Below are 14,747 nucleotides of genomic sequence, written 5' to 3'. Positions count from 1 at the left end.
GATGCGCTCTGCAACACGATTCCCTCGCTCATGACACTGGTGCTCCGATTTGGTAGTCGCGGACCTGCCGCAGGCGCGACGCGGAAATGACCTGCCCGCCGCTGATCAGTACTTCTGCCGGCGCCGGACGGCCGAGGAACATCGACAGGCTCGCGGTGACGCCGTAGGCGCCCGCGTTCGGGATGACCACCAGGTCACCCGGGCTCAGGGTGGGCAGCGCGATATCGCGGCCGAGGATGTCGCCCGGGGTGCACAGCGGACCGACCAGGCTGGCCACTTGGTCGTTGGCCCGGCCGTCGGGCTGCGGTGTCACCGCCACCGGCAGCAGCCGGCCCAATCCGGACATACCGCCGAAGGTGTTGATACCGGCGTCCGCGATGACATAGTTGCGACCGCGGCTCTCTTTGAGATTGACCACCGAACAAATCAGCTGCCCGCTGTCGCCGACGAGATAGCGGCCCGACTCACAGGCCACCCGGGGTGCGCCATCACGCCAGCCGGGGAACCGCTTGTCCAATGCCACCGAAAGTGCCTCGCGCAGCGCGGAATACACCGGCCGATCACCGAGGACCGCGTACGGAGCTGCGAATCCGCCGCCGATATCGAGGAAGCGGAACGCGATACCGAGCTCGTCCTGTAGCCGGGCGGCCAGCGTGATGGTGTGGGTGAATTCGGCGATCAGGCTCGCCTCGTCCTTGGCGTTACTCAGCGGAAAGAAATGCGCGCCTGCGACGGTGGCGCCACGCACGCCGAGCAGCTGATCACGCAGTTCGGGCAGATTTTCGCTGTCGAAGCCGAATTGTGAGGGCACACCGGTCATCCGGATGCTGGTCGAAGAGCTCGAGGTGGCGCTGTTCACCCGGATCAGGCAGTCGGCCACCACACCGAGTTGCTCGGCTTCCGCGCCGACATGCTCGAGGTCGGTGCGGGATTCGACGGAGAACAGGCGCACACCCGCGGCGAGTGCCTCGGCCAGCTCCCCGCCGGTCTTACCTGGTCCGGTATAGAGGATGTCGGCGCCGGTGAATCCGGCAGCCAAGGCCGCGGCCAGTTCGCCCGTCGAGCTGATCTCGGCGCGGCAGGCCTTGCCTGTCCCGTCCCGCATCGCGCGCGCGACCTGTGGGTGCGGATTCGCCTTGAGTGCGAAGAACAGTTCGACCTCCTCCGGGAGCGCCCCGAACAGATCGCTGCGCGCCTGCCGGATCCGGTCTATGTCGTACACGTACAGCGGAGTGCCGAACTGCTTGGCCAAGTCGGTGTAGTCGGTGTAGCCGGTCATCGGTCCGCCGCTTCCAGTAGCGAAACGAGCGCGGCGCGCGCGTGCTTGCCGTGCCGGGTGAGCGGAATGCTCTCGACCACCCGGCACTCTGCGGGCACCTTCTGCGCCTCCAGCCGCCGCGACAGTTCGCGAAGTACGACGTGCGCGTCGATCTCACCCTCGACGAAGATGATCAGATCGCGATCCCCCTCCGGCGGCACCGCCGCCGCGGCCCGCACCTGCGGGATATCCGTCGCTGCGGCCTCGATCTCAATCGTGCTCATACGCACCCCCTTTCGTTTGAACATGTCGTCACGCCTGCCCTCGTAGTAGAGGAAGCCGTCGGAGTCCAGTCGCCCGTAGTCGCCGGTGTGCAACCGTCGCGCGCCCGTCGGACCCACCCGGAACGTCCGCGCGGTGATCTCCGGAAGGCGCCAATACCCGGGCATGACATGCGGACCCTCGACGACGATTTCGCCGACTGCCCCGGTCGGCAGCGCCGAGCCGGACTCGTCGAGGATGTGCACGGTCGTACCCGGCAACGCCCTGCCCACCGACGAGCCCTTGGCGTCCTCGAATTCCGGTGGCAGCACCGAGATCCGCTTGCATTCGGTTTGCCCGAACTGGCGCACCACGACCGCGTTCGGGAAGGCCGCCCGCAACTGCTCGATCGTCGATTCCGGCAGTGCCGCACCGGTATTGGTGAACATCCTGACCTTTCCGTAATCGGCGCCGATCGCCGCGACGGATTCGTTCTCGCGCCGGACCAGCGAGCAGATCATCGCGGCCAGCGACGGTACGATGGGCACCACTGTTGCCCCCGATTCGCGAATCCGGTCGAGCAGCACCAGATCCGCGTCACCGTCGGCCAGCACCAGTTCACTGCGGCCGAGCGCGGCGAGCAGCACCTTGTACAGCCCGTAGTCCCAGGAAATCGGGAACCGGCAGAACACCACGTCGCTGGGCCGGTAGCGCAGCTCCGCGTTGATCGCCCGTGACGCAAAGACCATCTGGCGATGCGGACAGATGACACCCTTCGGCGCGGCAGTACTGCCCGAGGTGTAGACGAGCACGGCGACCAGGTCCGAATCGGTGACCTCGCCAGCCCGTTCGGTGCCATCGTGGGAGCGGAGCTGCTCCAACATCCGGCCCAGTTCGTGCACCGGCACGGAAGCGAACTCGGCGAGCTCGGCCGCCTGCCCACCATCCGCGATGACCAGCGCGGGTTCTGCGTTGTCCAGCACCGAGCGCAGATGATAGTCCTTCATGGCGGGGTTGACGGGGACGAAAATCGCCCCGACACGTGCGACTCCGTAGAAGATCGCCACCGCCTCGCGTGTGCTCGGCAGTCGCACGAGCACACGGTCGCCTACGCCAACCCCTTGGCGCCTCAGCCATTCGGATACGGCCAGGCTGTGGTCGGCGAGTTCTCGATAGGTCCAGCGACCGTGCCGGTCGGAGATCGCGACGGCCGTTGGGTCGGCGTGCGCCACCGCCTCGTCCAGCACGCCGTGCACCGTCATCGCCTGCTCGTCTGCCGTCACCGCGTGGTTGTCCCGCACCATAGTCTCCTGCGTTGTACGCGTGTCATCCGCCGCCCAGTGCGCCAGCTCGCGCCGATCGACCTTGCGATTGCTGTTGAGTGGTAACTCGTTCAGGTGCGTGTACCGGCGTGGCACTATCGCGGCGGGCAGCGTGCTACGGAGTTCGCGGGCAAGCTCAACCTGCGAGGTTGGCGCACCGGTGTAGAAGACCGCGAGTTCCACGGACCCGTCCGCAGTGACCGCGACGGCGACCACGTCCTGCACACCGGTGCAGGCGCGCAGCGCCGACTCCACCTCGGCCAGTTCTATCCGGATGCCGCGCACTTGGACCTGAGAGTCCGTCCGGCCCAAGTACGTCAGCTGCCCCTCGACATCGCGCCGCACCCGGTCGCCGGTGCGGTAGTACCGGCGACCGTGCCTGTCGAAGAACTGGCCGATACCGTCGCCCGGATCGAGGTATCCCGGAGTGAGCTGGGGGCCGGCGATACACAGCTCCCCTTCGACGCTGTCCGCACCGTCGTCGGTGTCGAGCAAGAGGTAGTCGTGGCCGCCATGGATCGCGCCGATGGGCACGGTATCGCGGGTGGGGGCGTCCGGATGCCAGCGGTGCACGGCCACTGTAATGGTCAGTTCGGTAGGGCCGTAGATGTTTTCGATAGCCGAATTCGGCGCGGCCCGATGCCAATCCGCCGCGTCGCGGTGGTAAAGGGCCTCGCCCGCGAAGAAGCTCCAGCGCAGCGACGGCAACGCTGCCGCGGCGAGGCCGGTGGTGCGGCGGACGAGCCCGATCGCGCTCGGCGTGGAGAACCAGACCGTAATTCCTTGTTCAGCAATATATTCCGGCAATTCTCGATATGCCGTCGCGGGCACTGGCAGCACTGTCGCGCCCGCCCCCCAGCCGCAGAACAGGTCGAACATCGCGCAATCGAAGTTGAGATCGAAGGTCTGCGAGAACACATCGTCGGGCCCGAAATCGTACCGATCGTCGAGCAGCCCGAAGTAGTGGGCACAGTTGCCCTGGGTCACCGGCACTCCCTTGGGCCGTCCCGTCGATCCGGAGGTGAACAGGATGTAGGCGATGTCCTCGGGCTTCGTCGCGCACGGAGCCGTCAACGCCTGCGCCGGATCCACCCGGATCTCCCCGGCACTCTCGCGCCCCGGTGTGCAGATCAACACAGGGAGGTCGACGCCCACCGAGCGCAACTCCGCCAGCGCTGCAACCGACTCTTCGTCTGCCACCAGTACTTTCACACCGCCGGCGTCGATCATCGCCTTGGTTCTCGCGACCGGGAACGCGGGTTGCAGTGGCACCACGGGAATGCCGGTGTACATCCCGGCAAGCAGTGCGACATAACCCGAAAGTGATTTGCCAGCAAGCACTCCGATACTCGTTGGAGTCGGCGCATGCCCCATCAGCGCGCCCGCGAGTACCAGGGCACGCTCATCGAGCTGTGCGTATGTCAGCGAATTACCACCGACGCGAATTGCGGGCCGGTCGGCGGATACCGCGAGACCGCGACGGAACCGCTCGACCAATCCCGAGCCGATGCTAATCATGGTCGGACCTCATCCCGTGACGCCGGCCGACAAGCTCGACAGCGTCGTCCACAGCACAGCGGGGGTAGCGAAATTGTCCAGCGCCAGTGCGTCGTCGACGAATCGGGTGTCGTATGCCTGCTCCAGCTCGCTGAGCAACTCGACGGTGGCGAGTGAATCCAAGCCGAGATCCCGCAGCTCGAGCTCGTTCGTCATCGACTCATCCGGTGACAGGAATGGCAGGTACTTCCGGAGAATCTGTTCAAATTGCGGGTCCCACATGGCTACTCCTACTTGTCGAAATAAGCACCGGAACGGCGAACCGGCATCATTGCCAGGCGCGGATTGGCCGGAATGACGTCAAACGAATTGGTGGTGCAGGCGACCCGCCCGAAGAGACTGTCCGGACCCGCGACGCATACTGTCCGCACCCCCCAGCTGTGCAACGAGGTCACCACTTCGGGCCAGCGCAGCGGCCGCACGATCCCGTCGAGCAGCATCTGCGCGACCTGGGCGCCGGTGCGCAGTACAGCGCCGTCTTGGTCAGCCATTACCGGCAGGCGTGGATCGGCGAAGTCCAGCGTCGGCAGCACCTCGTCGGCCACCCGATCCCGCAGGCCCGCGAATTGTGGGCAATGCATCGGGGGCCGCATAGTGTAAAGCGACATCCCGCCGACGGCCCGCAGGCGCTGCTGCAACCATTCCACCCGGCTCTCGCTCAGCGAGAGCATGAAGAAGCCGTCGTCGACGTAGCAGGAAATCTCGTTCCACGCACCGAGTGCGTCGAGTTCCGCACGCAGGTCGGCAAGTTTATCGGCGGGCACCCGGACGAACGAGTGCGTCACGATATCGGTGTGCTCCTCGGCAAAGTAGTCATCCATGCAGACGGCAAGGCGCGCGGTCAGGCACACCGCATCGGGCACCGAAAGCACGCCGGCGAAGGCGAGGGCGGCCTTTCCACCAAAGCTCGGACCGACGCAGATATCCGGCTCGATGCCGAGACGGTCGACCGCCCATTGCGCCGACGCCAGGCAATTGATCAGGAAGGCGATCTGCGCCGGGTGCGAATAATCGCCTTCGGCCAGCCGGAACGCATCGACCAACGAATAGCCGAGCGTCTCGTCGGCGACCTGAACCAGTTCTCTGGCAATCGGATTCGCCACCATGAAACGCCCGACCTCATCGAACGACGCGGGGCCCATGCCGGGAAAGATGAACGCTGTGGTCATGACAGGCTCTTCAGGAAGTCCACCATCACTTGGCGGAAGCGCTGCGGCTCCTCGAGATGCGGCAGGTGGCTCGATTCCTCGAAGACCTCCCACCTGGCCCCGGGAATGAGCTCGAAGTAGGGCTGCATAACCGCCGCCGTCGCCTCGTCGTGCCTGCCGTTGATCAGCAGCGTCGGGGTGTCGATCCGCGGCAGCTCGTCGACGATCGACCAGTCCTTCAATGTCCCGATGACATGAAACTCGTTGGGGCCGTTCATGGTGTAGTACACGGTCGGGTCGTTGTAGATCTCCATGAACGAGGACATGAAGTCGCGCGGCCACGGCTGGACCCGGCAGACGTGCCGGTCGTAGAACACCCGCATCGCGCCGACATACTCCTCGGTATCGGTGGTGCCCGCTGCCTCGTGCCTCCGCAACGTCTCCTGCACCGCAGGCGGCAACCCCGCCTTCAGCACTGCCATCTCGCGCCGCCATAGCGGCATCGAGGCGGGTGCGTTCGCGACCACCAGCCCGCGCAGTCCCGCCGGATTTCCCGCCGCGTGCTTCGCTGTGAGCGGCCCGCCCCAGGATTGCCCGAACAGCACATAGTTGTGGGAAATGCCCAGTTGGGTCAGGAGATTGTCGAGTTCCGCCTCGAACAGCCCCACCGTCCAGAAGTCCGCGCCCTGTTCAGGCAGATGGGTCGAGCCGCCGTTGCCGAGCTGGTCGTAATGCACCACCGGCCAGCCCTCGGCGGTCAGCGCGGTCAGGCTCAGCAGATAGTCGTGTGTGCTGCCGGGACCGCCGTGTACTGCGACGACGGCGGGTCGATCGCTGTGCAGATCGCCGGTCACTCGATACCAGGTCGAGTACCGACCGAACGGCACCGTCCCCTTCGCAGTAGGTTTGGGCGCTACGAATGACGCGTCCATTTTGCCTCCTCCCTGAGATCACCGGATCACGGGATCACGACCTTCAGCACACCCGGTAGAACCCGCCGCAGGGACCCCTAACCGTCCCCTAATGCGATGGCTCCGTCCCTGCGAACAAGAGGATTCGCCGACAGGGGCGGCTAGGGGTATGAAGCGCACGGACCCGTCGTTAGGGTCGGGTACGGTGCGCACGGACTGTTCGGTCACCTGGTGAATCACCTACGGCGCGAAAGGGTCACACGGCCATGATGAGTACCGGTCGAGGCCCTGGACTCCGCGACGAATCGTGCACGGCCGACATCGGACGGCTCGCCGACCACATCGTCGACGCGCTCGGTTCGCCGACCGAACGGCGACGGCGCTGTTCGGCCACAGTAAAAGCAGCTGCCTCGGTGTCGCAACGGCTTTCGCAACTTCGTGCACATCAGGACCATGACATGTGGCGGGATCAGCAGAACTATCCGGAGTGGTTACCCCGGACGCAGGTTGGTGGCGGACTTCTCGCCCCGAAGCGTCCGGTCGATCCACGCGATGACGTCGGCCAGGATGACCGGTCCCTCGGCTTCATCCTCCAACCCGTGGTAGACGCCCGGACAGGTCCTCAGTGTCGCCGACGGCACGAGGTCGACCACCCGGCGGCTGGCGGAGAGCGGATTGATCAGATCGGCGTCTCCATGAACCACGAGTAGTGGTACGGCGACTCGGGTGGCAGCCGATGCCACGCGATCCATCTGTGCCAAGACGTCGATCGCGAAGCGTGCGGTCGCTCGCCCATGGACCAAGGGATCGGCGTACCGTTCGGCGACGACGTCGGGGTCGCGATTGACATGCTCGAAACGCAGCCCGTTCGGCAACGTCAGCGTGGCGAACGCGCGGCCGAGGCTCCTGACCACGGCCACCTTCAGCCGCTGATTCCGCAGCTCCGAGTCGAAAGCGGGTCCGGTCACCACCACCGCGGCCACGTCCGTCCCCGGCCGGTCCGCTGCGTAGAGGAACGCGTAGAGCCCGCCCAGGCTGTGGCCGTACAGCACGACCGGTGCGCCGCCCGTTCGCGCACGCTCGTGTGCGACGAGATGGTCCACGGCCTGCGCCGTCGACTGGTATCGGACGTCGCCGCGCCGCCCTTCGGATCGCCCGAATCCTTCGTAGTCCATGGCAATCACGGAGAAACCAGCCGCGGTCAACAACCGAGCCGTGCTGTCGTAGCGGGCGGCGTGCTCGCCGAGACCGTGCATGATGACGACACTGGCCCGCGCAGGCCCGCTCGGGACCCACTGGAGTGAGGTGAGTCGGGGGCCGCCGCCGTCCGGCGTGAAGGAGTCGAAGATGGGTGATTCGTTCACGAGCAGTTCCTTTCTGGTCTGCTCGAGCCTCGCCGCTTCACCGTGGTCCAGGATTGGACCAACCTGCTAGGTCGGCAGGATCTCCCAACGGATCGTGCTGAACGCGGTGGGAGGGCCGCCGAAGGTTCGGCGACACGTCCTCGTGAGATGGGAGCTGTCGGTGAACCCCGCCAGGTGAGCCGCATCGGTGAGCGTCCGGCCCTGCGCGACCGCTGCGGTCGCCCGGAGCAGCCGGAGCCATCTCACGTAAGCCCGGAAGGTGATTCCGAGGTCCTGGGCGAAGAGATGGGACAGCCGGCTCTCCGACAGATGAACGGTCGCGGCGAGGTCGCGAAGCCGGATGGGTCGTGAGTCCAGCTCGGTCCGAAGGCGGGTGCGCGCGGCGGCGACTCCCGGATGAAGCGGATGCGAGGTGTTTCCGGGAGAGCGCAGGCGCCCTTCGACGTACGCGCTGTGGCCCTTGGTCAGGGTCTGTCCTGCGTGATCCCAGGCGCGAGCGTGGGACGGATCGTCGACCAACTCGATCAGCTCGGCACCCAGAGAGGACTCGGGCTCGACGTGCGCCACGACGCCCCAGGCGCCGGCTGCGCTGAACGCGTGCGACTGATCGGCGGGAACGATCGCCGCGTTCGTACGTCGCTGCCGGCCCTGGAGATCCTCGATGACGAACGACCCTTGGTGGGCGACGGCCACCTGCACGGAGTGGTGAGAATGTCGCGGCAAACTTCCCAGCGGACCCTCGATCTCGAGTACACCGGGACGCAGGCGCCCTGTGCCGGACCACCGCGGGTTCAATGGCTGTCGCTCGTCCGACGCGTGCATCGGCTGAAATATACGCGGCACGGGAGCGCTCCGACACCGCCGCGAAACGGCGGCCCCTGAATCGTCACCGTGGATGGCCATTCGTCAAGATGGATGGCCATCTGGTCAGGATGGATGGGCGCCGAATACCTTGCGCTGCTGGAGGACCCGCAGCTCGCGCAGCTCGCGGCGGTGGATCGACACATGGGCAAGGCCTACTTTCGGCACCGGCTGTCGGCGACGCTCGAGAACCCCGGCGCGCGATTCGCGCCGTTCGTCGACTCTCGACCGATACACACACCCGCCGGGATGCCAGCGCGGAACCGGCAGAGCTCGAAATCATCGTCCGGACAAATCTGCCCGACCTCACACCCGCCGCGGCTCGAGCATTGCCGCATCCTCACCAACCTCGCGACCAGGCCGCTATACAGCCGAACCCCGCGACAACAGATGTCGATCCCCACGGCCAGGGACGCTCCGGACGGCAAAGTTGCCGGGCGACGACAGAGGACAATTCACGCAAGCTCGTCGACGAATTCATCAAGGGCAGAAGTAGGGCATTCAGCAACGCATTCGAGAGGTTCGTGCGTGAACGAAATCTCGACATGAATGATCGGTACTGGTCGGAGCAGGACCAAGACCACTACGCGACCCACCGGGGGATGTGCACCTGCCGCACAGGAGCGGGCGTACCAGCCGAGGAACCGGCCCGCATCTTACCTGCTCTGTGGGTGTCGAGTTCGGGCTGATGATCGCGTCATAGCAGGTCAGGCGTTCGCGGTCGCGAGATATCAATCGCAATGAGTGTTAGGGTTCGTGGCGGAGTCCTTCTGCCGTTGCGGATCCTATGACGGTGGTCTGATCCCTGGCCGGGCACCTGTCTGGGTGTCGTGGCTATCTCCCCCGTATCTCGAGAAGAGAGTTAGGGGCTCGACATGAAAATCAAGAAAGCACGTTCACGGCTCTCGGCCAGGTCTTTGTGCGTACCCGCCTTTGCCGCGGCGATGCTCCTCTGCGCTGCACCTTCTGTCTATGCCGAGGCGGGCGTTCCCGGTGCCGACGGCGCGACCGGCACCAGTGAGCACATCGACGGCTTCCCCGGCGGCGACGGCCAGAACGCGACCCCCGACGGCGCGGGCGGTGCGGGTGGCAAAGGCGGTGTCCCCTCGGTCGGCGGGACCGGCGGGGCAGGCGGTCACGGCGGTGACGGCGCAGGCACCGGCGCTGGTGGCCCTGGTGGCGCAGGCGGTGCTTCCGCGGACTCGGGTGACACCGGTGGCGCGGGTGACGGCGGAAACGGTGGTGCGGGGGCAGGAGCGGGCGCCGGCGGTGCGGGCGGCGCAGGCGGCGGCGCCGCAGTCGGCCGTGGCGGGGATGGTGGCACCGGCGGAAATGCCAACGGGAATGGCGCGGGCGGCCCTGGAGGCGCGGGAGGATCCGGAGTCGCGGGCAATGGTGCCGGTGGCAATGGCGGTTCCGGCTGCAATGGCCTCAATCCCGGCCAACCTGCCCAAGGTAGCGCGGGCGGTGCCGGCGGCGAAGGCTGCTGAAACACGACTCGCAGAGGTGCGTTCCGCAGCGGTCGTTCTGACGCTGCGGGACGGACTTCGCACGTTGCCCCCGGCAATGAACCCTGTCGACGAGGTCGACGATGCTCAGCCCCACCGCACACGGCTGGCACCCGTTCCCGAGATCCCCGAAGCACTTCTACATGGGCGACACCAGCATGGCCACGCCACTGACCGCAGGCGGGCTCGCGCTGCCCCCGCGGCGCCGTCCAGGCTGTTGGCGCGCCAGGGCAAGAAGGTGTCGACCGGACAACTCCATACCCTCGAGATCGAGGTCACCTCGGCAGCCGTTCCGCTGCGGGTCCTGCTCGCCTACAGCGACTTCCCCGGCGAGACGTTGGTCAACAATCTGAATCTCGTTGTCCGGGGCCCGGACGGAACCCCCAGGGTCGGAAATACCAGGGAGGGCGCTGGACTCGACAAACAACGTCGAGGTCGTCGAAGTCGACACACCCACAGTCGAGGCGAAACCTTCCCCGTGCACCCACACGCCGCCGCCACGTCGAGGGGCACGCTCGACCTCAGTCGAGTCAGCAGCTCGATCATGCGAGCCGCGCCCGCCCCGACGGGGCGCACGCAGCGTCGGTTCCAGACCTACAAGCCCTGGGTGTGAGGGGCGGAAGGTGATCCGCTGAACTCGCCGACAGGCGCCGCGAGACAGGCTACTCGCGGGTTCTCGACAGGCCTCGGAGTTCAAAAACGTGAGGTTTCTGTGGGAATTGGCCAAAAACGTCAAATCTCCGAAAATGCGAAACCCCCTCCGACACAGGTCAGAGGGGATTTTCACTGTCGGGCTGACAGGATTTGAACCTGCGACCACTTGACCCCCAGTTCAGCCGGTGGGCGAAATCGCCTGGCCAGAAGCATCTTTCGGTGGTGCACCGATCAGCGCCGACATGGAGTTTGTTCGGTATCGTTCGTAGCGTGTGGTCCCGCTCCGGTCCCGCTGAACCTCGTGGCTCGAATCCTGAAATCTGCGGCCGCGACCAGCGCGATCTATGGACCAGCCGTCACAAGGCGGCACCATCCGCGAACGCAGCTGATGCCGCCTTGGGTATCGCGCGATATACGGCGATTGGGACCACGGAAAATCCCGGGGCCTGAGCCACCTCTGCTAGTCCGCTGTTACCGAGAGACCTCAAGAAGTCGTTGGTGGCCGCAGTAAAAACTCCGCGCCGAATATTTCCGTTGGCCGGGTCAACAACGTCATCGAAACTTGAGATGTCGCCAGCTTCTGCGTGATAACCAATCACGCCGACCACGGTCCAATCTTGAGAATCAAGACCGTACCGCGCGAATAGCACATCAGGTTCGGCGTCAAGATATTGACGGCCCTCTTGAAGTCGTAGCGAAATGTTAGCGCCAGCGTCACCAGCGGGGCTTAGGACCATAGATAACCCTTCAGGGTAGAGTCCACGCATAATCTTGACCATTCCCCGCAGATCCGATGTTTTGATACTGTCAGCGACAATCGAATCGGACCCAATATCAGGAATCTGATCCTCTAAATTTGATGAGTTATTCTTTCCCGGACCAGCGTTCTTTGATTGACGCGAACCGCCGGAGCCTGCCGGGCGAGACGAAGTTGGGCCATCGCGCTTGATTCCCATCAGCGAGAAACCTGACACCGCAGTTGCAAACCCCATCATCATTCGACCAAAGTAGCGAGGGTCAACCAATCGACCCTCTGCGGTAATCCGAACAATTGCCCCAGCGGGATAGTCTCGTCTAAGCAAGCCAGAGGAAAATGCCTCTCCCTCGGCGACTATCTCGGATATATCGACCAAGTATCCCTCCGCCTCCAATACCTCCTCAATTCTCGGAAACATCGCATCCGACAGAAGTCGATGTTCGGTTATATCCTCCTCATGCCCTTTAGCTACGAACGCAATTGAGCGAGGGCCGATCTGCCCACGACCGGATTGCTTTTGGGACGATTCACTAGAGTCCGGGACTCCATCGAATAGCTGACTGGCGATACCTTTTACCTTCTCGCTGTCAACATACAAATACTCGCGAAGCACATTCACTCGAACTCCTTTGGATGCGAAACGGGCGGAACACCTCTATGTGGCTAACCTCATCCTGCTAGCAGGTGGACGGAAATTCCCGGAACCTGCCGCTGTATTTTGCACGGTGTAGGCCAGAATCACCAGGGGCATACGCCTGACAGGTGGAGGCGGCCTCGGCTCGGGGTTGTCGCAGACCTGGGTGATCTCTCAGCCGGAACTGGCCCACCTTGGAAATCAGCCCATAATGCGTCCCCGAGCTGCTGGTTTGCATCTCAAGGGTTCTCGTCGGTTCTTGGCACATTTCGACGTCCGACGGCCTGCAGACGGCCTGGAGCGATTGCCCGCGAGACCGCCGTTCGGCGCCGGTCACGGCCCTCTCACGGTAGCGTCCGATCCATGTCGTCGAACAACATCCAAGTTCCGTCAGCGACCGCTAACTTCGGGGGGTCCGGCAGCATGTCAGCCACAGTCAGTATCTGGCAGCCTTTCGCCGTCCAACACTTGTGGACAGCGCTACATATGGCTCGACTGTGCAATGACCGCGAAGACGAACTGGTGGCACGCGGGAAGATGGGGCCTGACGTCGAGCACCAGTCGCTGGCTGCAACCGCGGCGATGTCAGCCGTCTACTTTGTCGAGGCTTACATAAACGACGTGTACGCCATGGCTGCCGACGACAACGGGACCCTGCGGTCCCAGCTAAACGGGATCGACAGCCGAGCCGCTGAACTGCTCGGTCTGGTTTGGAAGGGTACGGACGTCGCTGCGGAGAAGTGGCAGATCCTGGAGAAGTATCAGTACGCTTTGGCCGTCGCGGGACGACCGAAGATGGCCGCTGGCCAGAACCCGTTTCAGGATATGCAGCAGCTGATCAAGCTTCGCGACACCCTTGCACACTTCAAGTCCGAGTGGCAGAGGCATGACGTCCCACACAAGGTCGAGACGAGCCTCAAGAACCGCTTCCCTGACAGCCGGCTCTACGCCGGCGTTCCCTGGTTCCCCCAGGTCTGCCTCGCTTCCGGTTGCGCCAAATGGGCTTGCGACACCAGCATGGCGTTCGTGGATTCCTGGCGCGGAGAAATGGGCATGGAGTTCGACTACAAGACCACAGTGGCGTCGATGCCTGAGCCGTAGGGTCGCCACGGATCGGCCTTGGCTGGGTCGGGTTGCGCATGAGGTGTGAGGGGTGCGGGATCACAATGCAGGCTGACCCTAGCCAAGGCCGAGCGGCCAACAGGTCCTATGAAACTTGATGGAACCGTTTGGTGTTCGGCAACGCCTAACCAGGCATGACACAGACTCAGCACGTAGTCGTTCGGCCAGTGCCGCAGTACGAACCGGCGGTGGTAACGGAACCGACCGGTGATCCCGCGGCGATGTGGCAACAGCATCTAGCGGCTCTGGACGAGGTCGAAGCCACCGAGTAGCAGTAGCCGGGGGATTGGTCCCCTGCCGTCCCGTGGAGGGACAGCGACGCCACGCGGGCGGCACGTCCGGCCCGTTGATTACGAGTCGAGAAGCTCGTGTACGCCGACGGTCTGTTGACGTTCGGAATACTACGTGAGCTGGTCAGATGATTCCGCCGAAGTCCGGCCGCATCCGGGGGTGTACGGCCACCTTGTGACAGCGCGGTGACAACAATGGCGGTCCGACATCTCACGGCTGGGACCGGAACAGGCGGCCCGTCTATAGAGTTGCACCGCGGCCGATCATGAACAGTCGCACAACGACTCGACCAGAAAGTCATCGTATGGCGGACGAGAAACAGCCGGGAGAACAAGCAGAGGCGGTGCCGGGATCACTCGGGCCAGGTGAACGGTGGTTGGCGGGGATCCTAGGTACAGCATTCGGCGCTGCGGGCGGCGCAGCCGTCTTTCTGTCTGACAACCAAGCAGGATCGGCAGCACTGCTGATCCTGGCCACTGTCCTGCTGCTGCTGGGCGTACAGGGAACGGCGCTAACCCGATTCGGTTCGGGCGAACATAGCTTCGAGATGGCGGAGAAGCGGCGACAGCTCGGAAAGGCCTTGCGGCAAGAAGCCGAGGTGAGTGAAGACCCCAATGAAGCGGTCGTATACGCGCGGGCCGCCGAGATCGTGGCTCCCTCACCTGCCGGAGTCCGCATGGTGGAAGGCTTAGAATACGAAGCGAGTTTCCTCCGGGCTCTCGATCGGCTTGCCATCCCGTACTACCTTCCCAGTCAAAGCGATTCGCCGAGCACCGATGTCGTCGTTGTCGTCGATGGCATCGACGTGTACGTCGAGCTGAAGGCCCGCGCAAAGCCGCTTTCCGCCGCTGATGTCCGCCGCGAGTCGGTACGGCTGATGAAGATGGCCGCGTGGGATGGGCAATCTCGTCAGAGCCTCCTTGTTGTCAATCACGTCGACAGCCCGCTGACCGTGAGTAAGGCCCGCGAGATGATGCATCTCCGTGACAGCGGAACGTTCGACATCGTCGTTTGGAACGGCCCTGACGATGATGATGCTGTGCGTACAGCGCTCCTACGGATGGCGCCATACAGTCCCGACAACGACTAAATCGAATGC

12 protein-coding genes are annotated in these 14,747 nt (G+C 64.4%); 4 read left to right on the top strand and 8 right to left on the bottom strand.

From position 1 onward, the window contains the following. Positions 1-28 precede the first annotated feature (28 nt). The 7 genes from ACFWUR_RS18135 to ACFWUR_RS18105 all read right to left on the bottom strand — a co-directional run bounded on the left by ACFWUR_RS18135 (position 29) and on the right by ACFWUR_RS18105 (position 8,544). Positions 29-1,279, bottom strand: a complete 1,251-nt coding sequence (locus tag ACFWUR_RS18135) for a type III PLP-dependent enzyme (RefSeq protein ID WP_378908249.1) — start codon at positions 1,277-1,279, stop codon at positions 29-31. Then, positions 1,276-4,359, bottom strand: a complete 3,084-nt coding sequence (locus ACFWUR_RS18130; RefSeq protein WP_378908248.1) for an AMP-binding protein — start codon at positions 4,357-4,359, stop codon at positions 1,276-1,278. Before ACFWUR_RS18130 ends, ACFWUR_RS18135 begins: the two co-directional genes overlap by 4 nt. A gap of 9 nt (positions 4,360-4,368) precedes the next feature. Then, positions 4,369-4,620 (bottom strand): phosphopantetheine-binding protein, encoded by a 252-nt coding sequence (locus tag ACFWUR_RS18125; protein ID WP_378908247.1) that lies wholly within the window; start codon positions 4,618-4,620, stop codon positions 4,369-4,371. Between the two features lie 8 nt (positions 4,621-4,628). Next, on the bottom strand, positions 4,629-5,567 hold the full coding sequence (locus ACFWUR_RS18120; protein ID WP_378908246.1) for an ACP S-malonyltransferase: 939 nt from the start codon (positions 5,565-5,567) through the stop codon (positions 4,629-4,631). Beyond that, a complete protein-coding gene (locus ACFWUR_RS18115) occupies positions 5,564-6,478 on the bottom strand; it encodes a proline iminopeptidase-family hydrolase (RefSeq protein WP_378908245.1) in 915 nt (304 codons plus the stop codon). Before ACFWUR_RS18115 ends, ACFWUR_RS18120 begins: the two co-directional genes overlap by 4 nt. Positions 6,479-6,948: 470 nt before the next feature. Further along, a complete protein-coding gene (locus tag ACFWUR_RS18110; protein ID WP_378908244.1) occupies positions 6,949-7,821 on the bottom strand; it encodes an alpha/beta hydrolase in 873 nt (290 codons plus the stop codon). Between the two features lie 66 nt (positions 7,822-7,887). Then, the gene (locus tag ACFWUR_RS18105) at positions 7,888-8,544 is read right to left on the bottom strand and encodes a helix-turn-helix transcriptional regulator (RefSeq protein ID WP_378908243.1); all 657 of its coding nucleotides are present in this window, start codon (positions 8,542-8,544) and stop codon (positions 7,888-7,890) included. Between the two features lie 1,013 nt (positions 8,545-9,557). Here ACFWUR_RS18105 and ACFWUR_RS18100 point away from each other — a divergent pair. Both ACFWUR_RS18100 and ACFWUR_RS18095 read left to right on the top strand, forming a co-directional pair. Continuing rightward, positions 9,558-10,172, top strand: coding sequence for a hypothetical protein (locus ACFWUR_RS18100; RefSeq protein WP_378908242.1), 615 nt, complete (start codon positions 9,558-9,560; stop codon positions 10,170-10,172). A 235-nt stretch (positions 10,173-10,407) separates the two neighbouring features. Continuing rightward, entirely contained in the window at positions 10,408-10,803 is a 396-nt protein-coding gene (locus tag ACFWUR_RS18095; protein ID WP_378908241.1) for a hypothetical protein, read from the top strand. Positions 10,804-11,200: 397 nt separating this feature from the next. Here the strand turns inward: ACFWUR_RS18095 and ACFWUR_RS18090 are convergent, their stop codons facing one another. Beyond that, positions 11,201-12,220: a hypothetical protein gene (locus ACFWUR_RS18090; RefSeq protein WP_378908240.1), complete on the bottom strand. Its 1,020-nt coding sequence runs from the start codon at positions 12,218-12,220 to the stop codon at positions 11,201-11,203. A 378-nt stretch (positions 12,221-12,598) separates the two neighbouring features. Between ACFWUR_RS18090 and ACFWUR_RS18085 the strand changes: the two genes are divergently transcribed. Further along, positions 12,599-13,336, top strand: a complete 738-nt coding sequence (locus ACFWUR_RS18085) for a hypothetical protein (protein WP_378908239.1) — start codon at positions 12,599-12,601, stop codon at positions 13,334-13,336. A 616-nt stretch (positions 13,337-13,952) separates the two neighbouring features. Further along, on the top strand, positions 13,953-14,738 hold the full coding sequence (locus ACFWUR_RS18080; protein ID WP_378908238.1) for a hypothetical protein: 786 nt from the start codon (positions 13,953-13,955) through the stop codon (positions 14,736-14,738). The last annotated feature ends 9 nt before the right edge of the window (positions 14,739-14,747 follow it).

The sequence above is a fragment of the Nocardia sp. NPDC058633 genome (assembly GCF_042717045.1).
Lineage (GTDB): Bacteria > Actinomycetota > Actinomycetes > Mycobacteriales > Mycobacteriaceae > Nocardia.
Note: the sequence above shows the minus strand (reverse complement) of the source record. Positions and strands in the feature narration are given on the sequence as shown.